General features: G+C 43.2%; 23 protein-coding genes. 14 read left to right on the forward strand and 9 right to left on the reverse strand.

All coding sequences use genetic code 11. From position 1 onward, the window contains the following. The first annotated feature begins 6 nt into the window (after window positions 1–6). The 9 genes from H8B06_RS13870 to H8B06_RS13910 all read left to right on the forward strand — a co-directional run bounded on the left by H8B06_RS13870 (window position 7) and on the right by H8B06_RS13910 (window position 7523). Window positions 7–675 (forward strand): hypothetical protein, encoded by a 669-nt coding sequence (locus H8B06_RS13870; protein WP_190994868.1) that lies wholly within the window; start codon window positions 7–9, stop codon window positions 673–675. Between the two features lie 10 nt (window positions 676–685). Further along, window positions 686–1183 (forward strand): OmpA family protein, encoded by a 498-nt coding sequence (locus H8B06_RS13875; RefSeq protein WP_190994869.1) that lies wholly within the window; start codon window positions 686–688, stop codon window positions 1181–1183. A gap of 12 nt (window positions 1184–1195) precedes the next feature. Then, complete coding sequence (locus H8B06_RS13880) at window positions 1196–2218, forward strand: hypothetical protein (RefSeq protein ID WP_190994870.1); 1023 nt, start codon at window positions 1196–1198, stop codon at window positions 2216–2218. A 69-nt stretch (window positions 2219–2287) separates the two neighbouring features. Then, window positions 2288–3562 carry an ATP-binding protein gene (locus H8B06_RS13885; RefSeq protein ID WP_190994871.1) on the forward strand — a complete coding sequence of 425 codons (1275 nt, stop codon included), beginning with the start codon at window positions 2288–2290 and terminating at the stop codon, window positions 3560–3562. A gap of 42 nt (window positions 3563–3604) precedes the next feature. Next, a complete protein-coding gene (locus H8B06_RS13890; protein ID WP_190994872.1) occupies window positions 3605–4210 on the forward strand; it encodes a hypothetical protein in 606 nt (201 codons plus the stop codon). 14 nt (window positions 4211–4224) lie between these two features. Further along, window positions 4225–5223, forward strand: a complete 999-nt coding sequence (locus tag H8B06_RS13895; RefSeq protein WP_223857677.1) for a hypothetical protein — start codon at window positions 4225–4227, stop codon at window positions 5221–5223. A gap of 14 nt (window positions 5224–5237) precedes the next feature. Continuing rightward, window positions 5238–6263 (forward strand): formylglycine-generating enzyme family protein, encoded by a 1026-nt coding sequence (locus H8B06_RS13900; protein WP_190994874.1) that lies wholly within the window; start codon window positions 5238–5240, stop codon window positions 6261–6263. Window positions 6264–6438: 175 nt separating this feature from the next. Next, complete coding sequence (locus H8B06_RS13905) at window positions 6439–7071, forward strand: outer membrane beta-barrel protein (protein WP_190994875.1); 633 nt, start codon at window positions 6439–6441, stop codon at window positions 7069–7071. A gap of 116 nt (window positions 7072–7187) precedes the next feature. Continuing rightward, window positions 7188–7523: a MerR family transcriptional regulator gene (locus H8B06_RS13910; protein WP_130141571.1), complete on the forward strand. Its 336-nt coding sequence runs from the start codon at window positions 7188–7190 to the stop codon at window positions 7521–7523. A 10-nt stretch (window positions 7524–7533) separates the two neighbouring features. On the opposite strand, the gene H8B06_RS13915 is transcribed toward H8B06_RS13910, so the two are convergent. Both H8B06_RS13915 and H8B06_RS13920 read right to left on the reverse strand, forming a co-directional pair. After that, window positions 7534–8028 carry a metallophosphoesterase family protein gene (locus tag H8B06_RS13915; protein ID WP_190994876.1) on the reverse strand — a complete coding sequence of 165 codons (495 nt, stop codon included), beginning with the start codon at window positions 8026–8028 and terminating at the stop codon, window positions 7534–7536. 1 nt (window position 8029) lies between these two features. After that, window positions 8030–8737 carry a tRNA1(Val) (adenine(37)-N6)-methyltransferase gene (locus tag H8B06_RS13920; RefSeq protein WP_190994877.1) on the reverse strand — a complete coding sequence of 236 codons (708 nt, stop codon included), beginning with the start codon at window positions 8735–8737 and terminating at the stop codon, window positions 8030–8032. Window positions 8738–9076: 339 nt separating this feature from the next. On the opposite strand from H8B06_RS13920, the gene H8B06_RS13925 reads away from it, so the two are divergent. Continuing rightward, a complete protein-coding gene (locus H8B06_RS13925; protein WP_190994878.1) occupies window positions 9077–10240 on the forward strand; it encodes a hypothetical protein in 1164 nt (387 codons plus the stop codon). A 322-nt stretch (window positions 10241–10562) separates the two neighbouring features. Here H8B06_RS13925 and mutS read toward each other — a convergent pair whose 3' ends face one another. Beyond that, the gene (mutS, locus tag H8B06_RS13930) at window positions 10563–13139 is read right to left on the reverse strand and encodes a DNA mismatch repair protein MutS (protein ID WP_190994879.1); all 2577 of its coding nucleotides are present in this window, start codon (window positions 13137–13139) and stop codon (window positions 10563–10565) included. Window positions 13140–13280: 141 nt separating this feature from the next. Between mutS and mtgA the strand changes: the two genes are divergently transcribed. Next, window positions 13281–14015, forward strand: coding sequence for a monofunctional biosynthetic peptidoglycan transglycosylase (mtgA, locus tag H8B06_RS13935; protein ID WP_190994880.1), 735 nt, complete (start codon window positions 13281–13283; stop codon window positions 14013–14015). Window positions 14016–14036: 21 nt separating this feature from the next. Here mtgA and H8B06_RS13940 read toward each other — a convergent pair whose 3' ends face one another. From H8B06_RS13940 to H8B06_RS13965, 6 genes are all read right to left on the reverse strand, one after another. Then, entirely contained in the window at window positions 14037–15380 is a 1344-nt protein-coding gene (locus tag H8B06_RS13940; RefSeq protein ID WP_190994881.1) for a DUF5125 domain-containing protein, read from the reverse strand. Then, window positions 15380–16867, reverse strand: coding sequence for a glycoside hydrolase family 30 protein (locus H8B06_RS13945; RefSeq protein WP_223857679.1), 1488 nt, complete (start codon window positions 16865–16867; stop codon window positions 15380–15382). The genes H8B06_RS13940 and H8B06_RS13945 overlap by 1 nt, the downstream gene beginning before the upstream one ends. Before the next feature lie 16 nt (window positions 16868–16883). Continuing rightward, complete coding sequence (locus tag H8B06_RS13950; protein WP_223857680.1) at window positions 16884–18410, reverse strand: RagB/SusD family nutrient uptake outer membrane protein; 1527 nt, start codon at window positions 18408–18410, stop codon at window positions 16884–16886. A gap of 18 nt (window positions 18411–18428) precedes the next feature. Next, window positions 18429–21392, reverse strand: a complete 2964-nt coding sequence (locus H8B06_RS13955) for a SusC/RagA family TonB-linked outer membrane protein (RefSeq protein WP_190994883.1) — start codon at window positions 21390–21392, stop codon at window positions 18429–18431. A 217-nt stretch (window positions 21393–21609) separates the two neighbouring features. Continuing rightward, a complete protein-coding gene (locus H8B06_RS13960; protein ID WP_190994884.1) occupies window positions 21610–23229 on the reverse strand; it encodes a DUF6377 domain-containing protein in 1620 nt (539 codons plus the stop codon). After that, the gene (locus H8B06_RS13965) at window positions 23216–23623 is read right to left on the reverse strand and encodes an RNA-binding S4 domain-containing protein (RefSeq protein ID WP_190994885.1); all 408 of its coding nucleotides are present in this window, start codon (window positions 23621–23623) and stop codon (window positions 23216–23218) included. The genes H8B06_RS13960 and H8B06_RS13965 overlap by 14 nt, the downstream gene beginning before the upstream one ends. Window positions 23624–23909: 286 nt before the next feature. Here H8B06_RS13965 and H8B06_RS13970 point away from each other — a divergent pair, with 286 nt between their 5' ends. From H8B06_RS13970 to folP, 3 genes are read left to right on the forward strand one after another with little or no spacing between them, the layout of a single operon-like run. Next, window positions 23910–24731 (forward strand): 2,3,4,5-tetrahydropyridine-2,6-dicarboxylate N-succinyltransferase, encoded by an 822-nt coding sequence (locus tag H8B06_RS13970; RefSeq protein WP_190994886.1) that lies wholly within the window; start codon window positions 23910–23912, stop codon window positions 24729–24731. Then, the gene (locus H8B06_RS13975) at window positions 24731–25312 is read left to right on the forward strand and encodes an L-threonylcarbamoyladenylate synthase (protein ID WP_190994887.1); all 582 of its coding nucleotides are present in this window, start codon (window positions 24731–24733) and stop codon (window positions 25310–25312) included. The genes H8B06_RS13970 and H8B06_RS13975 overlap by 1 nt, the downstream gene beginning before the upstream one ends. An 18-nt stretch (window positions 25313–25330) precedes the next feature. Then, a complete protein-coding gene (gene folP, locus H8B06_RS13980; protein ID WP_190994888.1) occupies window positions 25331–26170 on the forward strand; it encodes a dihydropteroate synthase in 840 nt (279 codons plus the stop codon). Window positions 26171–26184: the final 14 nt, after the last annotated feature.

Genomic DNA, 26184 nt, shown 5'->3' on the forward strand with positions numbered 1-26184 from the left:
CCATTAATGGGTATTTTTAATCAAATTACAACTCTTACCTTTAGAGACATGCATACCATCACCCGAAAACAAGTATTTGAAGCATACCCCATTATCGCATCGCTGATTACCGATTTTCAGCAGCAATCCTTCGATCCCGAATACAACGACGCTGACGATCCGCTGTATGATGCACTGCACTACCACACTAGCGGGGACACACAGCATCACGGTAACTTTATCGCCATGCTGCCGCATGATGATATACAACACTACCCGAAGGATCTGGCCATGCATCTCCGCGCATTGTTGCATGATCTGACATGTACCCAACTTATTATCCTGTCATTTATCAAAACAGACCTTTTTGGCAATGCTCAGCATCAGGACAGCAGACTGCTACAGGCACGCCAGCTTCTCAACCGATATACTGGAGATGCAGCTTATGATGAAGCGTTACGGACGGATCCCGATCATTTGGACGACTTGCTATATGCTTTCTTTTGGCTATCCAGACTAGACGGCGAACTGTCTGAATATATCTTTTGGGTAGACGAAAAGCAGCGTTTTTGCTTTTTCATTTGCAACCGGGGAAATATTCATTGGTTATCGCTTTCAAGCAGCAGTAGCCTGTCCGAACAGCTTTTGAAAAAACACGGCTTCGTGGTCGGACCAGATATTGATCAATTTAGCTAAACCGGGAAACATGAAAAAGATCTACATGATTATGATTATGCTAACATTACTTGTTACAGCTTCCGGTATAATCTTTAAACGAATACAATATGAACAAAGTGGCTATATTGACGGACAGGCAGCCGTACGTGTGATGTACACCATTGAAGCCAACAACCATTTGGAAAAACTCACTAACAATATCCGCTTTGCTTACGACACCTCCGTATTGCCCTCGGAAAGCTATGCCGCGCTGGACAGCGTTATTGCTGTCATCAAAACATACGAACAGGAAGGCTTTCGTTACATTTTCCGTATACATAGCCACCAACAAAACCGCAGCGATACACAAGAAACTGCCTATGCACAAGCAGTAGCCGCAGCTATCAAACAATATGTGGTGAATGCCGGCATTTCAGGCGATATCATCGACGCAGTCGGTGTTGGACGGAAAAATCGGCTCTGCCTGGACGAAACCGAACCCGATTGTTTCCACCAAAACAACCGATTGGAAATCCACGTTGATTAACTATATTTGATCATGCACGCTATATTACGTCCTATTTTCTTTCTTTGCTTATGCTTTTTAACCGCATCCTGCGGAATTACGTCCAAAAGCCGGCTCCAACAGCTGCCCACTGCATTGCCTCCGGCGAGTTATCCCAAAACGCACTGGCTTCCGACCATGGAACAAGCCATAACGTTCGATAAAAATGCTGTATATGCCAGCCTGCCCCTCCTCTGGTCTGCTTTGCAGGAACAGCTTGGAAAAACTATCCAAGCTAACGAGCAGTCGCAGGCTTTGCAACAGCTTGCTCATGCTGCGGTGGACAAAAATAGTGTCAATGAAAAGCAATTTCAGGCAGCTGTCGTGCGTGACGAAAACACGATTTCCTTAACCGCAACATTAGATGCCACGATCCTATTCGAGCCGTATTTCGAACACATGGCTTCCGGCACGACGTTTAACGGCGTACCGGTGGATGCCTTTGGCATGAGCGAAAATTCCTTTGACCAGCTACATAAGCAAATGGAGATCCACCGCTATCGTGACGATGATCATTTCATTATTGGTTTGCTGCCAACCGACCGGAAACAGCAGGTTTTAATCTACAAAACCGACAAGAAGTACCCGACATTCGCCGCTATGTATGCCGATCTGCAAGAAGAAATTCAGCACGGCCGCGCGGACATGACCATTCCGGATCGTTTATGGCGTTACAGCTGGACACCTTATGACCGCGTGGTCATTCCTCGGGTAGCACTGGGTGTTCAAGGGGAATATCCGCAGCTATCCGGCAGTGTGCTACACAATGGAAATGAGCAGCTGACATTGGCTAGCGTACAACATAAAGTAGCTTTTCTGCTGAACGAAACAGGCACCAAACTGGCAGTCGAAATGAACATGGGCGTGGATATGGACGGCCTGCCCCGAGGAGGCCCCAAACCGAAAAACATGGTATTAGATAAGCCCTTTTATATCATCGTCAAAAAACGGAACGATCATATTTCGCCGTACCTGGTACTATGGATCAACAATACCGAGCTGCTAGATATCGAATAGCAAGATTTCTGTTTTTTGTCTTGCCTACAAGACAAAAATAATGTATTTTTATCTTATCTATAAGACAAAATGAAGAAAACAGATAAAGAAACAATAAAGAATGTATTGGCTGACTTCCGCGAAGAGATCCCTAATTTCGATGTGAATCCACGTGATTTTACATTTGAGGAATTTGGCAACTATGTGTTTGTCGGTATACGCAGGGCAGGAAAATCATTTCTGCTTTATCAGCGCATGCAGCAACTTTTGGAACAGGGCGTGTCAGCAGATGAACTGCTATACATCAACTTTGAAGATGAACGTCTCATGGGTATGACAGTTCAGGACCTCAATCTTCTTTTGGAGATACATCTTGAATTATATGGCAAAAAACCTATACTTTTTCTGGACGAAATTCAAAATATCAATGGTTGGGAGAAGTTTGCCCGCAGGCTGGCAGACACGAAACACCGAGTTTACATTACAGGAAGCAATGCAAAAATGTTAAGCAAGGACATTCAGACCACCCTTGGGGGGCGATATATCGCTGTGGAAGTTTACCCTTACAGTTTCAGGGAGTTTTTAACGGCAAATGGTATCGATTTTTCTCAGAAAACATTGACTTCTACAGCCGGTAAGGCCGAAATATTAAGAAAATTCAATGATTACTTTTATTTCGGTGGTTTTCCTGAAGGAGCTACACTCGCCGCAAAAAGGGACTACCTAACAAGTGTCTATCAGAAAATTTACTTAGGCGATATTGCAGTCCGATATTCCGTCGACAATACTTTTGCTTTGCGGATAATGATCAAGAAGCTGGCAGAGAGTGTAAAACAGCCGATTTCATTTAATCGTATAGGTAATATTGTTTCATCAACAGGAGCAAAAATTGGAACAAGTACGGTAATCAATTATATAGACTATGCAAAAGATGCCTGGTTGATTACTCCCATACAGAACATCACCGATAAATTGGTTGAAAAAGAGACCAAACCAAAATACTATTTTATTGATAACGGGCTTTTAAATCTATTCTTAATTGATGGCAATACTGCATTGTTAGAAAATCTAGTTGCCATCACCTTATTACGAAAATTGGGACGGGAAGATGCCGTTTTTTTCTATCACAAAAACGTGGAAGTCGATTTTTATATTCCCGAATCTGAAACAGCGATACAAGTATGCTACGATCTGGATAGCAGCCCAGACACCTTTGATCGAGAAGTCAATGCATTAGTGAAGCTGACCAAAGTTCTGACGTGTCAAAAGTTACTTATCATTACCCGGGACACCGAAAAAACACTGCAGATCAACGACAAATCCATAGATGTTATACCTATTTGGAAATGGTTATTGGAAAACTAATTTGGACAACTAGCGTATAGCTGTAAAAAATTTGCTTAAAACATGGAACACGACAAACGTACACAGCTAGCGCAAAAACGCGAGCAACTACAGATCAAGCTAAAAGCAGAGACCTACATCGAAAGGTATATAACACCTGTACAGGAAATTTTCGACTATCTGTGTCAACAGGGGGCTGCGTACCAAATCGCCGGACTCTTGAATATACCTACGGAATATCACCCTTATATAAAACAAGCCCTTGCTCGAACACCCTACGATGTCTACGGATTTCAACCCGATCATCTGCAAAAGCCTCGTTTGAAGCAGCTAATTGATACGGTATTCGACCGATTTCCGTCTACGAACGAGCTGCGCTATGTACCGGATTTACCAGAATATGCAAATTACAACGGCATCCCCTCAGAAGACGGGACCCGCGATGCGATACAACAAGTAATACAAGCACTTGGTCTGCAAGATCAGTCGGTATATGTATATTACCTCAATTATGGTCTCGTACTGCAGCTATCCCTTGCCGCGCTTTCCGACCACGAACACGAGGACTTGTTCAACACCTGGCATGGCGATGTCATGGTTTTCCCCGAAAGCCTAGATTGGCTCATCGCTTTTTCACTGGAAGAAGAATGGTTTGGAGGACGAAAATGAAAACACCATTACATATGAACACGGCAATGTGGGTATTGCTCTGCTTTCTCATCAGCACGTTCGTCCATGCCTGTCAGTCACCACGGATTAACCAGACAACTTATGACGTCACATTGGACACCGGTAGCCTCTACTTCGCACCGACCATGCAGCAGGAGCTTCCCATGGGTAAAAACGCCGTATATGCCGTGAGCTTCCCCCTTGCCTGGCAAGTCGTGCGAAAGGAACTTAACATATCCGGACAGGTAAATACCGAATCTGCCGACCTGCACAAACTAGACGGTAGCAAGTCCATAAAAAAGGCGCTGGATGAAGACGATTACGAACGGAAAATTGTACGGGAAGGACGAATGCTCAGCGTGACCACCAAACAGGAAGTCAACCTCCATTTTGTGCCCGCATTCGTAGACTTTCCCAACGGCATAACCTTCGATGGCAAAACTGTGAATGCTTTTGGCACCAGCGGGTTTCAGAACGCGGAATATATGAACCGGCTCCATATCGCCGCCTACCGCGACGATGATCACTTTATTTTGCAGCTCTTGCCCAAAGAGCAAGACCACGAATTGTTCTTATTCAAAACAGATACGGTATATAGCACCTTTGAGCAGATGTATGCCGACTTACTAGCTGCTTGCCGACATGAGCGCGGTCAACATCAGCTGACCGACTTGGACGTGGTATATATCCCCAAAATTGAATTCGATGAACGCCATCAATTCCACCAGTTTTTAAAAAAAATATTCTTTGTAAAAAAGAAAGATTATAGCATAACCGGCGCGCAGCAACAGATTACGTTTGGTTTGAACCAACATGGGGTCAGCATGAAAACCGAGGCAGAGATCATCATCAATGACGGTGCCTATCCAATGGATGATCCGCCGGTACCGAAGCAACTCGTATTTGACAAGCCATTCTATATCCTCATGCGAAAGACCGACATGGAAAATCCATATATGGCACTTTATGTAACCAATGCTGATATACTGGAAAAAGAAAAAACGCGAAAATAAGAACCGGCACTATCATGAAATTTATACTATCCTGCCTCCTATTTTACGTAGCTTACACCACCACACTAGCCCAGCCAACAAGTGCGGCGCGATCCTTCTTGGAAACTCGATTTACACAATCCATCGGTCCGTCTGATTACACACAGTTTTTACGTTTCGCGGATGCTTTCCAACCGGATGGTTTTTCTTACAGCGTGATGGAAGGAAGCCATTATGCGGTGTATAACGTGAAGCTCCAACAGATCAAAGCGATAGATATCGTATCACCGCAGAGGGACACGGCTATAAAGCTTGTACTGACGTTCCGACAGCCAGTGGAAATAGCTATATGCGATAACTTGCACGGAAATAAGGTCGCAACCGAAAACCGCCAGACACTGGCATTACCGCTTCGCAACTACCGGGAAGCCTTGCATGTGCAACAGGCGTTATCGAATATGGACACGATGCTCGATTTCCGTATTCGCAAGCAGCATGCCGACAAAAGCTATCCAGAGATGATGCCTATGCCGGAAATCAAAGCCCGTCTGGTTTGGCTGGGCAAATACCCGGTTACCGTGCAGCAGTACCGCACCTACTGCCAGGCGCAACAAATCCCGATGCCGCCAGCACCAGCCTGGGGTTGGCATGCCGATCATCCAATGGTGGGTATCACCTGGCAGGAAGCTAAGGACTATACGTTATGGCTCAGCCAGAAAACAGGTCAGTGGTTTGATCTGCCTGCAAAACAGGTTTGGCAGTATGCCGCGCTGGACAACTTGGAGGAACGAGTGATCGATGACGTCGCCTGGTGGGGTGAAAATGCAGCGGAAAGCACGCAACCTGTCGGACAAAAGCTACCGAATGGCTTTGGGCTTTACGATATGCAGGGCAACGTATGGGAATGGTTGGACGAACCAGAAGATAATAAACAGCGCACCGCGGCAGGAGGCAGCTGGGACAGTCATTTTGCGCAATGTCAGTGGAACAGTCTAACACAATTGTATCCCAACGGACGGGATTTCAGTACAGGTTTCCGCATCGTACGATACCAACGCTGAAAACATAAACCTCCGTAAATGGAGCACATATATCAATTCCGGTTTATCAAAGAGCCTTGCGCGTGCAACAGCATGTCGACAAGAATTTTCAAAATACCCCTTACTGGGTATTCCATTACTTGGCAATCACGTGTATCTTTACCAACTCATTACACGATAAAAACATATTATTAACATGAAGAAAAACTTACAATTATTGGTCATCTGCATATGTCTATGCGGCATGGCACACGCCCAGCCCGGAAAAACAATGTACGGCATTAAAGGAGGTTTAAATCTCCCCAATATAAAAGGTCTGCATGAAGAATCCATGACATTGACTACATTTCATGGTGGTCTGTTTTACAATTTCGCGTTCGCCCCCCAATCTAGAGGCCGTGCACAGTTTGAGTTGTTGTATTCTGCGCAAGGGGCAGACCTACGTGACAATAAGCAAGAGATACGGCTGAATTATCTTGCCCTCCCGATCTCCTTACAACTCGGATTGGGAAGGAGCGACCGACCATTTTTGGATAACGTGTATCTAGAAGGCGGAATGCAGTTCGGTTATTTGTCCACTGCTAAAATGAAAAATACAGAAACCAAAGAGAGCGTAGACCTCCAAGATTATTACACCACTAAAAATCCAGATGCAAAATTATCTAAAATAGACGCTGCTGTTTTTGGCGGAATCGGCATTAATTTATCTTACACTTATCAAATCAGTTGTCGATATTTATATGGGCTAAATTCTTTTGTAAACTCTTCTAGTACGGAATACGATTTTTCAAATAGCGTTTTTCAGTTATCAATGGCCTTTGCTTTTTAGATCATATTCCTGCTTATCTTGTAACGTAGAACAATGATGCGGAGTTGTTGGATATATTTTAAAATCCAAACTTAGATTGTATATTTGTTTGTTAAGGTTACAAATTCTTGGAAGATATGCCGTACAAAGAACGTGAAATAAACAAGCTATACTATACCATGGGTGAAGTGACCGCCATGTTTGGTGTAAACGCATCACAAATACGCTTTTATGAGCGGGAGTTTGATATTATACAACCCAAAAAGAACAAAAAGGGGAATCGCCTTTTCACGCAAGACGACATCGCTAATCTAAAAATTATCTTCAATCTGGTAAAAGATAAGGGATATACATTGCAGGGAGCAAGAGATTATATCCGCTCCAATAAAAATGAAGTAAAAGAGAACCAGCGGGTTATTGATTCGTTGGAACGATTAAAAAAGTTCTTACTAGAGGTTCGGGACAGCCTGTAAGTTTTACGAATTATCGTATGCCCAATTCAATCACTTCTAGGTTTTCTATTTTATCGCCGTTGATATCAAAACGCATCAACGTACGTACCTTATGCCAGCCTTGTTTACCGGCGGCACCAGGGTTAAGGTGCAACAAACTCAGTTTTGGATCAAACTGTACCTTTAGGATATGAGAATGGCCACAGATAAAAAGTTTTGGCGGATGAAGAACAATTTCCGGCTTTACCTGCACGGCGTATCGCCCCGGATAACCGCCGATATGCGTCATCCATACATCTACCTCTTCGCAATAGAAACGTTGATGCTCTGGGCATACTGCACGTACATCCTTTCCATCAATATTACCCCACACCCCCTTAAAAGGCTTAAAAGCGGCTAGTGTATCGACGATGGCGACCGATCCAAAATCACCTGCATGCCATATCTCGTCACACGGTTCGAAATATTTAAAAACGGCGTCATCTAAAAGACCGTGGGTATCCGATATAAGTCCAATCTTTGTCATGTCAGAATGCTAAAAAATAAGGCTTTAATAATGTTTTATAGTCGGTAGAATAAATGCCTCTTTCTGCATAAATATGAAAAGCCTGTGTTTCCAAGAGTACTTCTTTCTTTCCAATCCCCCATATTTTCCGGATCGGCAATTCCTTCGAAAAAGACGATATGGTTATTTCATCCTGCACATACAATTTATAGTCAGCAAGTATAGGCGCAATTTCTTCGTCTGCCAACGCGACCGGAATAATCAGTTTGAATTGCCCGTTGTCTGTTAAGTAACGCGATACAAAAGACAACAGTTTTTCAAAAAACAACATGTCCGTATGTTTTGCTAGACGTTTTCGCATATCGGGATTATGAAGTGAATTCGTATAAAACGGTGGATTCGATACGATCAAATCATAAGCTAATTCCGGTTGGAGATCAGCAAATGAACCTGAAAACACCTGTAGACGTTCTGCAAAATCTGATTTTTGAAAATTAATATTGGCTTGCTGACAAGCATCTTCTTCAATTTCGACAGCATCGATAAGGGTATGCGGATGACTTTGTGCGAGCATCAATGCAATAACACCAGTACCCGTTCCGACATCCAATATGCGTTTCGCTTCCGGAAAATAGGTGGAGCCCCCCAACAACACACCATCTGTGTTGATTTTCATCGCACAATTGCCTTGATCTATCTCAAACTGTTTAAAACGAAAAATTGAACGCATATTGCAAAGGTAATTTTTTAACTTCTTTTTCCCGTAAAAAGAAGCAAAACCTCGTCGCTTCAAATCTTTGAGGAAAGGGATCGTACTAAGGATGGGGTTCTACAACCTCAAAAATTTGCATGCGACATTCAAGGTTAAGAATGGGACAATGCATTAATGTACAAACCTTCCCTTAACTTTAAAATGTCGCATCCGAATGTTTTACAACTGTACAAACTAATTCTTAATACTATCCCAAATGTAAAACATTCGAAGCGACGATTTTTTTTGTTTCTTTTTTTGAGGTAAAAAAAGAAAAATAAAGAAATTTCCGTACTTTGGTTGGTGATTCATGGAGCCATGGCTAAATTTTTAACATTTCTTCTGTTTATACAGCTTGCTTCCCTTCCTATGCATAGTTATGGGGAAGAACACCAGATATCTAGAAGATGGCAAGATTGCGAACAGGTAACGAAAGTAGCCTTGGATAAACTAGTTGACATTTTTCGCAAGAATAATTTTGAACAACTGGAAACCGTCTTAAACACTATACAAAGCGTATGTGGCGAAAATGAGTTTACACAGCGTCTTCGCATCCTCCGCGCATTGATGGAGAAAAAAACTACCGGCGATGTCATCGCGGATTATTTAGCAAAAAATTATCAAGAGATATTGGTCATGCGCTGGGATTATTCTGTAGAAGAAAAGTATGTGGAAATCTACCAGAACAACAAAGCAGATTTTGATTTTGTTCCCTTAAGACACCCTATTGATGCGCTTATTAAAATGAAAGCATTAGCGCTTTTAAACTCCCCTTCTTATAATTTGACCGAACAAGAAGAGAAAATTGCGCTGCTGTTTGCCGACGATATTAATGCGTTTTATGACCTTCATGGCGGGATCTCTCCGTCGGTAGTGCCGCGTGAGGAGAAACCAAGAGTTGGATCTCCCGATAAATATCGACACGGTGTGAGTATTTATGCTGGCGCTGAAGTTCCATTAACAGGGTCCAATCCCGTATTTAAAACAAGCCCCACTCTCGGTGTTTTATTTTCTTCTAGACTCTCCAATCCCTTTTTGTTTGAAGCGGGGTTAAAGGTCCGAATCAACACAAGCCATGACAGGGAGGTGGAATATAGGCTATATGACGACGTAGAAATCATCAGATCAACTGCGAGTCTGGGTATTGGCGGGACAGTCGGGTACAAGATTTTTGACAATGATAAATTTATTATCGCTCCTAAAGCTGGATTATTCTGGGAACTAGCAACCACCGGGTTGTCAGAAGTCAACGAAAGCTATTACGATGATGGTTATGACTATTACGAAACGGAGAATGTTCGCTATTTCTATATCAATACGATGCGGAGTACCCTGGCACTGTCCGCTATGCGCCATCTATCGGGAAAAACCTATGTTGGACTAGAAGCTGCTTATCATTACGTCCCCTATAACTGGGATAGCAATCTTCTAACGTCAGTCCAACCAAATTACGGAAGCTTACAACTGTTTTTTAGGTTTTAATAAGATTTTTCTTTTACTTTTTTTCCGCAAAAAATTAAACAAAACGGAGCGAAGCGAGCTCATGGATACCAAAATAAACACAAATCCATAAAACTCGTCGTTTTGGCTATTTGAGAGGATTTGTAATGCAAAAGGAATATTTCTACAAACCTAAAAAAGTTAAGGGTGGGACAATACACTGCATGAACCCCTCTTAACCTGGAATGTCGCATCCGGATGTTTTACAACTGTAGAAATTCATCCTTAGTACTACCCACAATGTAAAACATCCGAAGCGACGCTTTTTTGCATAACTTTTTTCTAAAAAAAGTTATACTATCAATCAATTCTTTAATAACCGCTGTATCTCATCCAGCTTCATAAGCGCTTCCACCGGTGTCAGCGTATTTACGTCCAGATTATTCAACATATCCCTTATCTTTTCCAAAACAGGGTCATCGATGGCAAACATCTGTAACTGATAGGCTTGCTTTTGTATCTTGCGCATACTATCTTTAATCTGCTCTCCTCCTGTACGTTCTTGCTCCAACCGTTTCAAAATTTCATTGGCGCGTCCGATTAACTTGGGGGGCATCCCTGCTAATTTCGCTACATGGATACCAAAGCTATGTTCTGACCCACCGGGAATTAATTTTCGCAAAAAAATCACCTTATTATTCATCTCTTTGACCGTCACATTGAAGTTTTTGATACGTGACATGGAATTCGTAAGTTCATTAAGCTCATGATAGTGTGTCGCAAAGAGGGTTTTAGCACGGGCAGCAGGATGGTTATGTAGGAATTCTGCGATAGCCCATGCGATGGATATCCCGTCATAAGTACTTGTTCCTCGTCCGATTTCATCCAATAATATCAACGACCTGTCAGACAAGTTATTCATAATACTGGCGGTTTCATTCATTTCCACCATAAACGTTGATTCTCCCGAGGAAAGATTATCCGAAGCACCCACCCGGGTAAAAATTTTATCTACTAAACCAATAGACGCCTCTTTTGCCGGCACAAAACATCCTATCTGAGCCATCAATACAATTAAGCCTGTCTGGCGCAACAACGCCGATTTACCGGCCATGTTGGGTCCAGTGATAATAATGATCTGTTGGGTTTCGGGGTCTAATAAGGTATCATTTGTGATATAATCTTCGCCTATTGGCAGATGTTTTTCAATAACGGGATGTCTCCCCCCCTTGATATCGAGCACTTTCCCTTCATGAAGGTGTGGTTTGACATAATAGTTCTTCTCCGCGATCAATGCAAAGTTCAGCAGTACATCCAGCTTAGCTATCAATTGTGCATTCAGCTGAATGGGTTTGATATAGGCGGCAATATCAAGTAAAAGCTCGGCGTAGATACGATTCTCAATAGCTTGTATTTTTTCCTCCGCACCCAATATCTGCTCTTCATACTCTTTCAACTCTTCTGTGATGTAACGTTCCGCATTTACCAAGGTTTGCTTCCGAACCCAAGATGTCGGCACTTTATCCTTATGCGTATTTGTCACCTCTAAATAATAGCCAAAAACATTGTTGAAAGCGATTTTCAAAGAAGGTATACCCGTAGCCTCCGATTCTCGACGCTGAATTTCTAATAAATAATCTTTTCCGCCGAAAGCTACTTTACGTAACTTATCCAATTCCTCATCCACACCGTTTGCAATTACATTCCCCTTATTAAGTGCTACCGGAGGTTCTGCTTGGAGGGTCCGCTCCATTTTGTCGCGGATGATCTGGCATACGTTCAACTGCTCTGAAATGACACGCAATGCTTCGGACGCTTCTTGATTAGTCAACCCTTTCAGTTTTTCTACGACATATAGGGCCCGCTTCAACTGTGTAATTTCGCGAGGATTTGCTTTTTGAAGGCCAATTTTAGAAATTAAACGTTCTAAATCGCCAATCTGCTTGATTTCCCTTATCAGCTCGTCCCGTAGTTCGCGGTTATTATAAAAATATTCCACCACGTTCAGTCGCTCATGTATAGACTTCAAGTCCTTCAGCGGCATCACCATCCAACGTTTTAACAGCCGTGCGCCCATAGGTGAAGCGGTTTCATCAAGTATATCGACTAACGTCGCCGCATTTTCATTTGCGGAGCCAATAAGTTCTAAATTACGTATGGTAAAGCGATCCAGCCACATATAGTGGTCTTCCTCTATACGGGAAATATTCGATATATGTTGCAGATTACGGTGTTCTGTTTCATTGAGATAATGCAGGGCAACACCTGCAGATAAGGTGCTTAAAGGCATTCGCTCAATACCAAAACCCTTCATGGATTTAACTTCAAAGTGCTTCAATAGCGTCTCCGTAGCGTAATCTCCCGTATAAGGCCATTCATCTAATGTATAGGTATAGTACTGGCCACCAAACTGCTCTACAAAATCTTTATATTGTTTTTTGGGCAAGATAATCTCCGTCGGTTTAAAACCCTGTAAAAGTTTATCTATATAGCTCGCACTTCCTTGTGCTACCAAAAATTCCCCGGTAGATATATCGAGAAAAGCCACACCATATTGACCTCTTTCATTAAAAATCGATGCCAAATAATTATTAGCTTTCTGCTGGACAATGTTGTCGTTATAGGAGACCCCCGGTGTTACAAGTTCCGTGACACCACGTTTAACAATAGTTTTAGTTTGTTTGGGATCTTCCAACTGATCACAGATAGCAACACGTTGTCCTGCCCGCACCAATTTGGGTAAATAGGTTTCCAAAGAATGATGTGGAAAACCGGCAAGTGCTGTTTCCGATTCGGTTCCATTTCCCCGCTTAGTCAATACAATCCCCAAGATCCCGGCTGCTTTAACAGCGTCGTCTCCAAAAGTTTCGTAAAAATCGCCTACTCTAAACAGCAATAACGCACCCGGATATTTCGCCTTGATCGTGTTATATTGCTGCATTAAAGGTGTTTGCTTCTTCGCCTTTGCCAATGGTTTTATGATTTTTAATGAACCGTAAAAATAAGGGAAATGATGTGATTTGGCAAGGTGAATGATATTTTGAAAAAAATCTTCTAGTTTTGCTTATCGAACCAGAAAAAAATGGCAATCAAACGGTCATCAACGAAAAAAAACACGAGGAAAAAAGCACCCCGTAAGACGTGGCGCACAGCGGTCAAAAAATGGTCGATGCGTCTTATCATTGGCTTTTTCGGGCTTACTATTACTTGGGTATTACTACTTACCTTCATCAATCCTCCCCTCACCTATCTTCAGGTCAAAAGGGCATTTGAACGAAAAGCTGTTGGGAAAGAATGGAAAATAGATAAAAAATGGTTGTCCTATGACGATATGTCTGACAATCTCAAGCTTGCAGCCATCGCAGGAGAGGATGCCTATTTCTTAACACATAGCGGATTTGATACCAAAGCCATCGAGAAAGCCATGGAAAGAAACAAAGCCGGAAAATCGTTACGGGGAGGCAGTACCATCAGCCAACAAGTGGCTAAAAATGTTTTTCTCTGGCCGCAACGTTCGTGGTTACGAAAGGGACTGGAGGCGTATTTCACGGTGTTAATCGAAGCGTTTTGGAGTAAGAAACGTATTCTGGAGGTATACTTAAATGTCATCGAAATGGGACAAGGGGTATATGGAGCTGAAGCGGCAGCACATTACTACTTTCACAAATCTGCTAAAAGCTTAACCAGAAAAGAAGCTGCACTTATTATCGCTATTCTACCAAGTCCTCAAAAGTGGGATGCCAAACGCCCGTCAGCTTACATTAACCGACGGGCGAATAGTATTGTACGATATATGGGGCATTATCGTATTCCGTGACAACGATAATCACCTGTACCTTTAACGTTTCCCGAAAGAAACTATCCCATTATCATTTCCTCCTGTTAAATCGACCGTAAGTACATACGTGGCGCCTTCCTCCAATGTCACACCATCAGCAAGCCCGATATTCCAGCTACTGGTTAGTTTTATCAGGCTTTCCGAGCCTGCTGCTAAAGTCAGACTGCTGAACTCTCCACCCCAGCCGTTCTGGAAGAAAAATTTAAAATCTAAATAATCTGTGCGAAAACGTTGTCCGAGCGATGAACCCTGCTCCGGTCCGGCAATACCGGTAAATTGATACTTTTTAGATGAAATTTCAGATACACCATATGCCGCTCCGGGATTCCAGCCGAATTGCGAATCCAATGAAGGAGAACCTATGCCCCAGCCCATCAGCCAAAGCGCACCGTGTCCATCATCGCCGAGCGTCGCTTCATTTTCGCCTTCCCTGCGGGTAACAGCAAAAGATTTCGATTCTGTATCAGCAACCACACGATATTCCCCGCTCATGGGCAAAAACGTCAAGCTGCCATCGGTTCCTTTTGCAAAATAATCCGGATCAACCCACCATTCGGCCAGTTCCACACCAGTAACTTGAACGGTTTGCCCTTGCGTCAACGTCTTTTGCACATAATAACTATTCGCATCCAGCGCAATCATATCCTCACCATCAAACGTCATTTCTACCAAAGGTCCATGTTCATAAGTCAAGACATTGAATGTCACCTCATATCCCGTTTCCGTACCAGAAAAACTGATTAGATCGGAGGTTTCACCTATGATTATTTGATTGTCGACCGATTTTCCGAAAATAAGCTCATTACCATTTTCACCTACTTTTGGCGATTTTATACGTGCGCGGAGTGCTTGCGGAAAATTACCGGTTACGCTGTAATGATACAGGGATTCTTTCTCCATCCGATACTCCTCTCCATCCGAATCCACTAAGGTCAAGTAGGGAAAGTCCGGACGAGAAAGTGCCAAGTCCTTCTGTTGCTCGTCTTTCACCATCCCGACATTTTCCAGCACAAATTTCAGTTGTGCCGTTCCATCCGGAATATTTTCCAAGAATGGCGCATAAATTTTACCCCTGTAATTACCGTATTCCTTGGTACGGATAACCGTTTCTGAAACCAGATCACCACTAAAATACAATTGCGCTTTTAGTGTGGATAAGGCCTTTCCATCGTCTGATACATGCACGTTGAAAGGGATACTATCGCCAAAAAAGGCGGCTGTAGGCACTTCATTCAATGCCATAACGGGGTTTCCGCCGCCAAGCGGGTACTCATAATCCTCTTTACAGGCTGCCACCGCAACCAAGCAGAAGACAAAGCCTATATATTTCGTTATCTTGTTCATTATTTCCAAGTATATGAAACCACCGATTGTGCCGGAATTTCTGCTCCAAAATAGTTTGTCCCGTCCGAAAAAGTAATACGCATATCCGTCGCATTCTCATTAAGCAACACCACCGCATAACTGTTATCTGGATTCTTAAAAGCCGACAGCACAACCCCATCTTCCGTAAAACCTTCTGTACCGATACGTAATGCGCCAGGTTTTACCACCGATGAGAGGTGCCCTACAATAAAGTAATGTGAATTTTTCTTTATCGTTTTATAGTCTGTCGAACTGATATCTACTGCTCCGAAACACGTTTGACAACCTCCGTCCCGGTTCGGCCCTCGTTCTGAATCTAACATCAAATTCCAAACGATAACACCACGACACCAGTTGTTAACCGTGCCCAATGCGACCTCTTTCATATCTTCCAAAAGCCGTTTGCCAAGATTCTGACCGGTATTCCAGGTGCCGATAGATGTTTCCGTGAACACCAGCTCTTTTTCGGGCGCTTTGGTATGTATATCCAATAATTCTGCTTTATCGCCTCCATAATTATGATAGGCCGCTCCGGCAAAATAAGCTGCCGCCTCCGGATCCTCATAAATCTTAACGGGATAATCTTCCTGACTACTTATATTGTCGTAGTTATAGTTATGGTCAAAAGCATATATTTTTGCGCTGATACCCGCTTGCTGAAACTTAGGTCCCAGTGCATCGCGCACAAAATCACGTTGTTCGTCCCAATACATCAACATGGAAGCCGAGTTTAAGGGGTTCAACGGTTCATTTTGTGGTGTGATGGAATAAATTTCAATACCTTCCGCTTTCAAAGCTTGAATCCACTTTACGAAATACGTGGCGTAGTCTTGATAATATATAGGATTCAGATGACCACCTGTCCACGAATCGTGTGGTGCCAAATCTGTTAGGTTATTTACTTTCATCCACTTGGGGGGTGTCCAAGGCGATCCCATGATTTTGATATAGGGATTAATAGCGAGAATTTCTTTCAGAATCGGAATAACATATTTCTTTTCTTCTTCCTGCAAAGCAAAATTTTCAATACCTGGTTGGTCGGCCAAGGTATATTCACTCATGGAAAAATCTGAACAGCCGATCGCGATACGGATATAGCTTTGTCCCATACCCTCATTTACATCGAACGTCTCTTTCAGAAATTTCGTCCGGTCAGCCTGAGCCATTTTCAACAGGTTATACGCTGTCGAACCGGTTATGGCAGCACCGAAGCCGTCCATCGTCTGATATTTTACATGCTCGTTCAGCAAGATAGTGCGTGGCGACATATTGACTTCGGAACCGAAATCCACATAGGTTTTTCTAAACTCTTGTGTACGCGCTGCTGTCGTTATATATACGGTTACATCACCCGAAGTTGGACCTGGTAGATCCGGCGTCACATCATTTTTAGTACTCGATCCGCAAGCCATAACCATCATGCTCAGGAGATTCCCTAATATCATTTTCTTCTTGAATGTTTTCATCTATTTTATTTCTTGATTAATAACCTAAATTCTGTTTTAAATTCGGATTCTGATCCAGCATACTTTGCGGTATTGGCATACGATACGAGTATTCATTGAACGGGTATACCTGCGTTCTTCTACCCGAATCTTTGGCATATACGCTATTCATCACTTCTTCCACTTTATCCAAACGCCTTAAATCATACCAACGCTGCCCCTCAAAAGCAAGTTCCAACCGCCTTTCTGTCAACAAAGCTTCCAACATAGAGGCCTTATTACCACGAACAGCAGATGAAAGCGCCCCTAGCCCAACCCTTGCGCGTACTTGGTTGATGATAGTAGCCGCTGTATTCAGATCAGGGTTGTCTTTCATAATCAGCGCTTCCGCTTTCAGCAACAGAATATCCGCATAGCGGTATTTGATGATACTGTTCACTGCGGACCGCAGCTTGTACATAAACGGATAATTATTCGCCGGATAGTAGTTGCTCCAAGTCGTTTGATAATACACTACCGATTCGCTAAAGCGTATCTCGTCGCCTTCCCGTTGAAAAGCACTGATCAAATCACGCGAGGGTGTTACCCATTTTGCCCAAGTAAAATTTTCATTGTAGTTGATCAAATTTCTCCCGAACATCCAGGTAGCCCAGTTGCCGTTACCGGAGAAAAACTGCCCTTCCAATATTGATTCCGCAGTGTTGCGTTTCTTCGCATCGGTCTGATCCGCGTTCATCCCAAACAGATTGGTAAAATCTTCTTCCAGTGCAAACCCATCCGCGGCCAACTCATCGGCATACAGAATTACCTTATTATAGTCGCGTAATGGTTTCTCCGCATATATTTTAGCCAGTAACGCGCGAGCAACCGACTTGCTGAATTTTGTCTTGTCGCCTGTGCTATTGGCCGGCGCATCCGGAATAGCCTCCAACAGGTCTTTTTCAATTTGCTGATACACCTCATCCTCCGTATTTTGTTCTGGGAAATACGTTGGATATACCTCTTGAATATTCTCGGAAGTAATATCTTTAGCTACTGTCGTGATCACCGGCACATCACCCCATAGGCGTACCATATCGAAATAGATCATCGCCCGGAATATCTTCGCTTCTGCTTTGTATTGTCTGCGCTCGGTGCTAGTTAGCGATGTATCATCCACAGAATCAATGTAAACAATCAGTCGATTGGCACGTCCTACATCCTCCATGAAACGATCCCAATCCCGCGCCAACACGCTGTTGGAACCATCAATGGCATTATTCTCAAAGGGCAATACCTCTGCACCGGTCGTTCCGGCATAAGCATTATCGGCATGTGCGTCACCTATCAGCAAATAATCCAGATACCAATGTTCCTGTCGGTCACGAATCTGGTTATACAGCAGTTGCAGGTGGCTGACCACCGCGGCTTTATCACGGAAAGCGACGTATTCGCCTGCTTCGTTCACCCCTTCGGTTACATCCGAATAAGCATCCAACGGATCCCGCATTAGCGAACAAGATTGCGTCCAAGTCAGTATCACCATCAAGAGTATACCGTTGCTTATAGTTCTATATCTTTTCATGTTCATCAGATTTGCTAATTAAAACTCTACATTTATGCCGACCACAAAAGACCTGTTCTGTGGATAAGTTCCCCAATCTATTCCCTGTACTGCACCGGAATTACCCCACTGATTCACTTCGGGATCGAAACCCAGATATTTGGTGAAGGTGAGTATATTGTTTACCGATGCAAAAGGCTGCAAGCGGTTGATACCGATACGGCTCAGTGCTCCGTTTTTCACATCGTAAGACAGTGCAATATTCTTTACGCGGAGGAAACTACCATCTTCAACAAAATAGGTGGAATTTTTCAGGTCAAAACCTGCCTTAGGAATAACCGTTTCTTGTCCGGGTACACGCCAGCGGTCCAATACACGCACCGACTGATTTTTGCCATCATACATCCCTTCGGTTTCCATACGCGAAGCATTGAAAATATCGTTTCCATAAGAACCCTGCAGGAATACACTTAGATTAAAACCTTTGTATGAAAAACTATTCGTTAGACCGAAGGTAAAATCAGGATTCGGATCGCCGATATACGTCCTGTCAGATGAAGAAATTCTTCCGTCACCATTCAAATCCCGGTACATCAGTTCGCCGGTCTCTGGGTTTACGCCATCACTGATATAGCCGAAGAAACCACCTAGGGCGCGCCCCGGCTCGTTGCGCACTGCATAATCATTGATAAAATCAGAAGTAGTCGCCGTATAATATATCTTTTGCAGTTCCAATTTATCCAGACGGTTACGGTTGAACGAGATATTGAAGTCCGTAGACCATTTAAAATCGTTCACCATATTCTTGCTGCTTAGGTTCACATCCACCCCCTTGTTCGTTATCGCACCCTCATTCCGTCGGATAGATCCTACATCCCGCGCACCGCTAGGCACTGTGGCATACATCAGCACGTCCCTTGTTTTTTTGTAATAATAATCCAGATTCACCGTCAAACGGTTAGCAAAAGCGGTAAAATCCACCCCTACATTGGTTTGTGCAGTCGTTTCCCAACGCAAATCACGAGTCCGCAGATTTGCTGCGCTTATCACCGGTAACGCGTTCTCCTGTCCGGTTGTAAACCAAGACACCCGCGTTATATTATAGGTCTGCAGATAGGAGTAATCTCCTAACCCCGATTGGTTTCCGGTTTCACCCCAACCGCCGCGGATTTTCAAATCGTTAATCCAGCTAACATCCGCTAGAAAATCTTCTGACGATAGTCGCCAAGCAGCAGATACAGACGGGAATACCCCCCAACGGTAATCTGGGTGCAATTTGGAAGAACCATCTCCACGCAGATTGGCCGTAACCAGATACTTTCCATCAAAATTATAGGCTGCCCGCCCAAATAGTGACATGATAGCCCACTGCGAACCACCTGATCCAGTTCCCGTCCACGAAATTTTGTTCGCTGCGTTTAAGGTTTGGATGAGGTCGTTACGAAAATGTGAACCATTAATCCAGCTATTCCGGTAGTCCGAAGTTGTCCAAGAGGTTCCGCCCATCAGATCAAGACCGTGTTTACCATATTTCTTATTGAAATTCAACACGTTATCAAAAGTAAGCACGGTATTAACATTACGATTATCCGTTGCTTCGCCATATTGGTTGCGCCCCCAAGAGGTAGATATCGGATCCAGGAAAGTCGTCGTCAATCCATTCCGGCGGTCGATAGATAGCATGGTTTTGAAATTTAACTCCGGCGTGAAAGTCAGCGTAGCACTTCCCGACGCGATCAGCCAGTTTTCCCGGCCATTGTTATTTTTTGTACGGGCGATATTCTCCAACGGACTAGTAATATTCACCCCATAAAAATCCGTGTAATATTGCTTCGGATTGTCCAGATCCCAAATTTCAGCATAGCTCGGGGTATTGATGACGGACAGCACCACGCCTCCGCGATTCGCGCCATTACCGGTGTTGATACCATTTATATTCTTGTCTGAATACGAGATATTGGCATTTATTTTCAGCCAGTCGCGTACATTATTCTCTATACTCGCCCGGATATTATAACGACGAAAAAAAGAGGACTTGATCACACCGGCTTCATCCAACATACCACCTGAAAGCATATAACGGAGTTTCTCATTGCCATCCGAAATAGATAGCTGGTAATTCTGCATCAGACCGTTTTGAAAAGTTTCGTCAAACCAGTCTGTTTGATCTTGAAGCCCCGATGGCACATGCACAATACCGATTTCATCTTGCAAATCTTTATATTGTGCGGCATTCAGCGATTCTATCTTACTGATGACGTTGTTCCGCGTCAGTTGTGTATTCAAGGCTATCTTGGCATCGCCTGCCCTACCCTGTTTGGTGGTAACCAATATGACTCCATTGGCTGCCCGCGATCCGTAAATAGCTGCTGATGAGGCATCTTTTAGGATTTGTATGTCGGCAATATCGTTCGGCGAGAGAAAGCTCATATTCTCTACCGGCACCCCATCCACAACATAAAGTGGTGAATTGCTGGCGTTGAAAGAAGTTGTACCGCGTATGCGGATAGACGTTTCGCCACCGGGTGCTCCATTAGGCTGTATAACAGATACACCCGCAGCCTTACCCTGAATAGCCTGTCCGGCCGATACGACGGGTCTTTCATTCAAGTCTTCCAACGAAACACTCGAAATCGCTGTGGTTACATCCTTCCTTTTGATGGAACCATAACCAATGACTACCACATCATCCAACGTAGAACTACTTGGTTCCAAAGCAATATCTACAGCCGTACTATTCACGATAGTTGTGGATCTCTCATACCCGATATACGAAACAACTAAAGCTGCCCCAGAGGGTACGTTGGAAAGCGTAAAGGTTCCCGTGTTAGAAGTAGATGTTGTGATCGACAGACCCGATACCGTGACCGTGGCGCCTACGATGGGTTCTTGTGTTTGGCCATCTTTTACTGTTCCGCGCAAGGTGGTAATGGTCTGCCCAAACAGCATTCCTCCTCCCATTAGCAGTACTATTAAAAGAAATAAAGGACGTAGCCTTTTCATCGAAAATACCATAAGTTTTTAGCGTTTGTTTTTGGATTATAACTGTAAGTTTCCTCTTCCCAAAAGGGATTACACAAAAGTAGTCAAGGAAGTGTGCAAAAAAGAGAAAAAAAGCCTTCTTACACCAGAAAAGTAAACCAAAAAAAATTATAACTACTTAAAAAAAAAGGTATTTAAGATAAAAAATCAGAAAGCAAAAAGTAAATAAAATACCCGCTTAAAAAGAACGAATGGTACCTATATCTCGAATTTTAGCTTCAAATTCATCTTTTGAACCGGCGACTTTATTACGTACTTTCACCCGATAATTATATACCGTACGCAACGAGTACCGAAGAAAGGACGCAATCTTCGCAGAATCTGTGATGCCGAGGCGAATTAACGCAAAGATACGCAGCTCGGTATTCAGTTCCCCTTTATTCGTGGTCATGTGTTCCTCCGGTCGCAACAGTTTATTGAAATCGTCCAGAAACGAGGGGTATAGATTTAAGAAAATAACATCGAAATTCCGGTATAGATCTTCGAGCTCATGTTTCACAACATCCTGTGATTTTAACATCTTGCCGATATCATCTAATTGCCCTCGTGCGAATTTCTTTCGTATTGCCGCACGTTGTTCCTCAATCTTATCGATATAGCTGGAACAGATATCAAAAAACTGGGCAATATACTCTTCCTTAATATGGTTGGCTTCAGAAAGATCGGTATTAACATGCAGCAATTGCTCATTGAGATGTTGCAGTGCTTGGTTGGCATTATGTAAATCTGCTCGCGCAATTTTCAATTTTTTAATTTGCTGATATAACGCGAACAAAACCAACATGAGCAGGATAGTAAGCGCACTAATGATGATCAGGTTTTGCCGTAGTACACGTTTTTGTTCCGCTTCCTTTTCCTGAAAGGAAGCGTTGATAATGGAATAGAACGACGAATTCTCCAGTGTACGATAACGGACATTGGAAAAGACCGCGTCGTCGATAGCTTTCTGAATAAACGTAAAAGCCTTATCTATATCACCGGTCTCATAATAACATAACGCCAAACTCTGCAAGGAAGCATTATCTTTCACCACCTGTTTAATATCAGTTATGGCCGAGACTGTAAAATAATAGCATTGTTTTTCTATATCTCCTTCGTTTTTATAAATAATCCCCATAAGATAGGCAATTACAGCCCGTTCACGTTGATTATCGGTTGTTTCCCGGAGCAGGTGCGATAATATCTCCCGGGCTTTATCCGCCTCATGATGAAAGAGGCATTTTGTCGCCAACGCCATATTATAATCCAATGATGATGAATCCAAAACAGTCAATAAAGAATCTCGATAAATTTCACTTTGCGTAAAATAGTGTTCTGTATTGCTGCTTTGTCCGTAATGGCTGTTAAATGCTAAAAAAGCATCAAAATAATCGGGCAGTAATGCCACAGACAGGCTGTCTCGTTCGATTTGTCGTAGCAGATTTCCGGATTCAATAAATTTTCCGGCGGAAGATAGTAGGCGGGCTAATAAAATGGAGGCTTGGTTAATCCGTTCCGGATCTTGTAACCGCTCCACAACGTCTTTATATTGCAGCGTGTAACGAATAGCCGAATCGATCTGATATTTACGGTATTCCTGAATAAGCTGGAACAGCAAATCCGCTTGCTGCGCAATTACCGGGTTACGCTTCAAATTGCGTTTTATTCCCTCTATTTTTCTCAGCTTATGCTGCTCAAACCGTTCCCTGTCTCGAAGCGCCTGCTCCAATTCTCTTTGCACCGAATCTACATCCGTCCCTGCAGAACAACAGAACCAGCAGGAAAATAAAATAGCGAATAGGGTTTTAGCTTTCTTCATCTTCCCACCAATCCGATTTCAAATCGTCTATCTCGCGACGATCTTTTTTAGTTGGTCGCCCCGTACCCCGATCACGCTTCAACACGGGAGCGTGGAATGTCGATTTAAACGCATACGTTTCTTCTACCGGGGTCTGATCTTCGTAAAACTGCACGGCCGTTTTCGCATCTACACGTCTTTCTAATAGTCCTAAAACATGAATCACTTTACGTTCGATACCTTTCTGAACCGAATAGGTTTCCCCTACTTTGACAATATAAGATGGTTTTACATTCTGCCCATTGAGTTTTACGCGTCCAGCTTTACACGCCTCCGTTGCCAAACTTCTCGTCTTGAATATACGAATCGCCCACAAGTATTTATCTATTCGTAGTTTTTCCGTTTCTGCTGCCATATAGCAAAAATAAGGTTTTTTTATCTTCTTTTTCCCTGCGAAAAAGAAGCAAACCGACCAACGGGAGCTTATGAACACCAAAATAAACATTTGTTCATAAAAGCTCGTCCTTCGGATTTTTGACAGGGAGAGAAGGTGCAAGGGGAAGATTTCTACAGTTGTCAAAATTCCGGATGGACGTCATAGGTTAATGAGGGGTAGTGCAATTGTATTGTTCCTTCTTTAACTTAAGGATTTTTTTTAAGTTTGTAGATGACCTTGTCATTTCATAACATTATAAGTAAAAATGGACTTACACAAACTACAAAAATTAATTGAAGATGCTTGGGAAAACAGGCAATTATTAGAATATAAAGAGCATTACGAGGCTGTTAAAGTGGTCATCGACAAGCTCGACAAAGGTGAAATACGTGTAGCGGAGCCGATTGGCACCCGATGGCATGTAAATGACTGGATAAAAAAAGCGGTTATCCTTTATTTCCCCATCCAGGAAATGAAAGAGATCAATAACAACCCTTTTGTTTATCATGATAAAATGGAACTAAAAACGAATTACAAAGCCCTTGGGGTACGTGTTGTTCCGGGAGCGAGTGCGCGCTATGGTGCTTACCTATCCAAAGGTGTCATCATGATGCCTTCTTACGTGAACATCGGTGCCTACGTGGACGAAGGTACGATGGTAGACACCTGGGCTACCGTAGGTTCCTGTGCGCAAATTGGTAAAAATGTCCATTTAAGTGGTGGTGTGGGTATTGGCGGAGTTTTGGAGCCTGTCCAAGCAGCACCTGTTATCATTGAAGACAATGTATTTGTAGGTTCACGCGCCATTGTCGTAGAAGGTATCCGTGTGGAAACAGAAGCGGTTTTAGGAGCAAATGTGGTATTAACCGCATCAACAAAAATTATTGACGTTTCGGGATCTGAACCTGTGGAATACAAAGGCTACGTTCCAGCGCGTTCTGTAGTGATTCCGGGTTCTTACACCAAGAAATTTGCTGCTGGCGAATACCAGGTACCTTGTGCCTTGATTATCGGCCAACGTAAGGAATCTACCGATAAGAAAACGTCATTAAACGACGCGCTACGCGAACACAATGTAGCGGTTTAATGAAACATACCACGGTACATAGAGAAGATGTGAATAAAGCCCTTGAAACGTTGAAAAACGGAGGGCTTATTCTTTATCCTACCGATACCATTTGGGGTATAGGGTGTGATGCTACCAATGCAGAAGCTGTAGAAAAAGTCTTTGCATTAAAAGGACGCGATCCGCATAAAAGTCTAATCGTCTTGCTGCATAACGATAATCAGCTTGCAAGTTACGTCAATGATATACCGGAGGTCGCATACGAATTGATAGAATACAGTGAAAAACCCTTAACCATTGTGTATTCGAACGCCAAAAATCTAGCTCCAAATGTTGTTGCTCCCGATGGCAGCATCGGCATACGTATTGTTCGCCATCCTTTCTGTGAACAATTACTGCAACGGTTTCGTAAACCTATTGTATCTACATCAGCAAATAGCAGTGGAGAGGTTTCTCCTTCTTGTTTCGGGGAAATTTCCGAACAGATCAAAGCCGGTGTTGATTACATCGTGGAGTACGGTCAACATGAAAAGGGGGATGGCAGGTCTTCTACGGTGATGAAGTTGGACCCTAGTGGTAAATTTGAGTTTTTACGGAAGTAACGTGGAGTGAATTCATACATGAAGCATTTACAAACAACACCTACACAAACTATCAATGCGAAGGGCCGGTTGATCACCTTCGAGAAACCCCTGATTATGGGAATTCTCAATGTAACGCCCGATTCCTTTTTTGATGGAGGAAGGCATAATAATCTTGATCATGCATTGCAAAAAGCGGAAGAACTCATTCAGCAGGGGGTGGATATCATCGACATCGGCGCTTATTCTTCCCGTCCAGGGGCAACTCCTGTCTCTTCAGAAGAGGAAATAAATAGAGCCATACCGGTTATTCGGGAATTAACTAAAAGACACCCTTACCTTATCCTGTCTATCGATACGTTTCGTGCCGATGTCGCAGAAGCCTGTGTAGAAGCTGGTGTGCACATTATCAATGATATTTCGGGCGGCACACTCGACGAGCGTATGTTTGCTATCGTAGCTCGATTACAAGTGCCGTACATCTTGATGCACATGCGGGGCACACCAGAAACGATGCAAACGTTAACAGATTATGAGGATATAGCTGTAGATGTAGCGACAGCATTAGGTGAAAAGATTTCTACATTGCGAGCCTTGGGGGTGAAAGATATTATTCTTGATCCGGGTTTCGGATTTGCGAAGACAATTGAACAAAACTATGAACTCCTATATCGTGTGAACGAGTTGCATTACTTCGGATTGCCCATATTAGGTGGAATATCCCGTAAATCAATGATTTACAAAAAGCTTAGCATCACGCCGGAAGAAGCATTAACAGGTACGATAGCACTAAACACCTTACTACTCACAAAAGGTGTTCAAATCCTTCGTGTGCATGACGTAAAAGAAGCAAAACAATTGGTGACGCTGCTATTTTAGGAACCTATAAACAC

The organism is Sphingobacterium micropteri (assembly GCF_014692515.1).
Lineage (GTDB): Bacteria > Bacteroidota > Bacteroidia > Sphingobacteriales > Sphingobacteriaceae > Sphingobacterium > Sphingobacterium micropteri.

Excerpts from the sequence above, each read along its gene's own strand:
- H8B06_RS13890 (WP_190994872.1), top strand. The coding sequence starts at position 3,605 with ATGGAACACGACAAACGTACACAGCTAGCGCAAAAACGCGAGCAACTA.
- H8B06_RS13870 (WP_190994868.1), top strand. The coding sequence starts at position 7 with ATGGGTATTTTTAATCAAATTACAACTCTTACCTTTAGAGACATGCAT.
- H8B06_RS13940 (WP_190994881.1), bottom strand. The coding sequence starts at position 15,380 with ATGAACAAGATAACGAAATATATAGGCTTTGTCTTCTGCTTGGTTGCG.
- folP (WP_190994888.1), top strand. The coding sequence starts at position 25,331 with ATGAAGCATTTACAAACAACACCTACACAAACTATCAATGCGAAGGGC.
- H8B06_RS13905 (WP_190994875.1), top strand. The coding sequence starts at position 6,439 with ATGAAGAAAAACTTACAATTATTGGTCATCTGCATATGTCTATGCGGC.
- H8B06_RS13895 (WP_223857677.1), top strand. The coding sequence starts at position 4,225 with ATGAACACGGCAATGTGGGTATTGCTCTGCTTTCTCATCAGCACGTTC.
- H8B06_RS13910 (WP_130141571.1), top strand. The coding sequence starts at position 7,188 with ATGCCGTACAAAGAACGTGAAATAAACAAGCTATACTATACCATGGGT.
- H8B06_RS13920 (WP_190994877.1), bottom strand. The coding sequence starts at position 8,737 with ATGCGTTCAATTTTTCGTTTTAAACAGTTTGAGATAGATCAAGGCAAT.
- H8B06_RS13975 (WP_190994887.1), top strand. The coding sequence starts at position 24,731 with ATGAAACATACCACGGTACATAGAGAAGATGTGAATAAAGCCCTTGAA.
- H8B06_RS13925 (WP_190994878.1), top strand. The coding sequence starts at position 9,077 with ATGGCTAAATTTTTAACATTTCTTCTGTTTATACAGCTTGCTTCCCTT.
- H8B06_RS13900 (WP_190994874.1), top strand. The coding sequence starts at position 5,238 with ATGAAATTTATACTATCCTGCCTCCTATTTTACGTAGCTTACACCACC.
- H8B06_RS13885 (WP_190994871.1), top strand. The coding sequence starts at position 2,288 with ATGAAGAAAACAGATAAAGAAACAATAAAGAATGTATTGGCTGACTTC.
- H8B06_RS13960 (WP_190994884.1), bottom strand. The coding sequence starts at position 23,229 with ATGAAGAAAGCTAAAACCCTATTCGCTATTTTATTTTCCTGCTGGTTC.
- H8B06_RS13880 (WP_190994870.1), top strand. The coding sequence starts at position 1,196 with ATGCACGCTATATTACGTCCTATTTTCTTTCTTTGCTTATGCTTTTTA.
- H8B06_RS13955 (WP_190994883.1), bottom strand. The coding sequence starts at position 21,392 with ATGAAAAGGCTACGTCCTTTATTTCTTTTAATAGTACTGCTAATGGGA.
- H8B06_RS13950 (WP_223857680.1), bottom strand. The coding sequence starts at position 18,410 with ATGAAAAGATATAGAACTATAAGCAACGGTATACTCTTGATGGTGATA.
- mtgA (WP_190994880.1), top strand. The coding sequence starts at position 13,281 with ATGGCAATCAAACGGTCATCAACGAAAAAAAACACGAGGAAAAAAGCA.
- H8B06_RS13965 (WP_190994885.1), bottom strand. The coding sequence starts at position 23,623 with ATGGCAGCAGAAACGGAAAAACTACGAATAGATAAATACTTGTGGGCG.
- mutS (WP_190994879.1), bottom strand. The coding sequence starts at position 13,139 with ATGCAGCAATATAACACGATCAAGGCGAAATATCCGGGTGCGTTATTG.
- H8B06_RS13970 (WP_190994886.1), top strand. The coding sequence starts at position 23,910 with ATGGACTTACACAAACTACAAAAATTAATTGAAGATGCTTGGGAAAAC.
- H8B06_RS13945 (WP_223857679.1), bottom strand. The coding sequence starts at position 16,867 with ATGAAAACATTCAAGAAGAAAATGATATTAGGGAATCTCCTGAGCATG.
- H8B06_RS13915 (WP_190994876.1), bottom strand. The coding sequence starts at position 8,028 with ATGACAAAGATTGGACTTATATCGGATACCCACGGTCTTTTAGATGAC.
- H8B06_RS13875 (WP_190994869.1), top strand. The coding sequence starts at position 686 with ATGAAAAAGATCTACATGATTATGATTATGCTAACATTACTTGTTACA.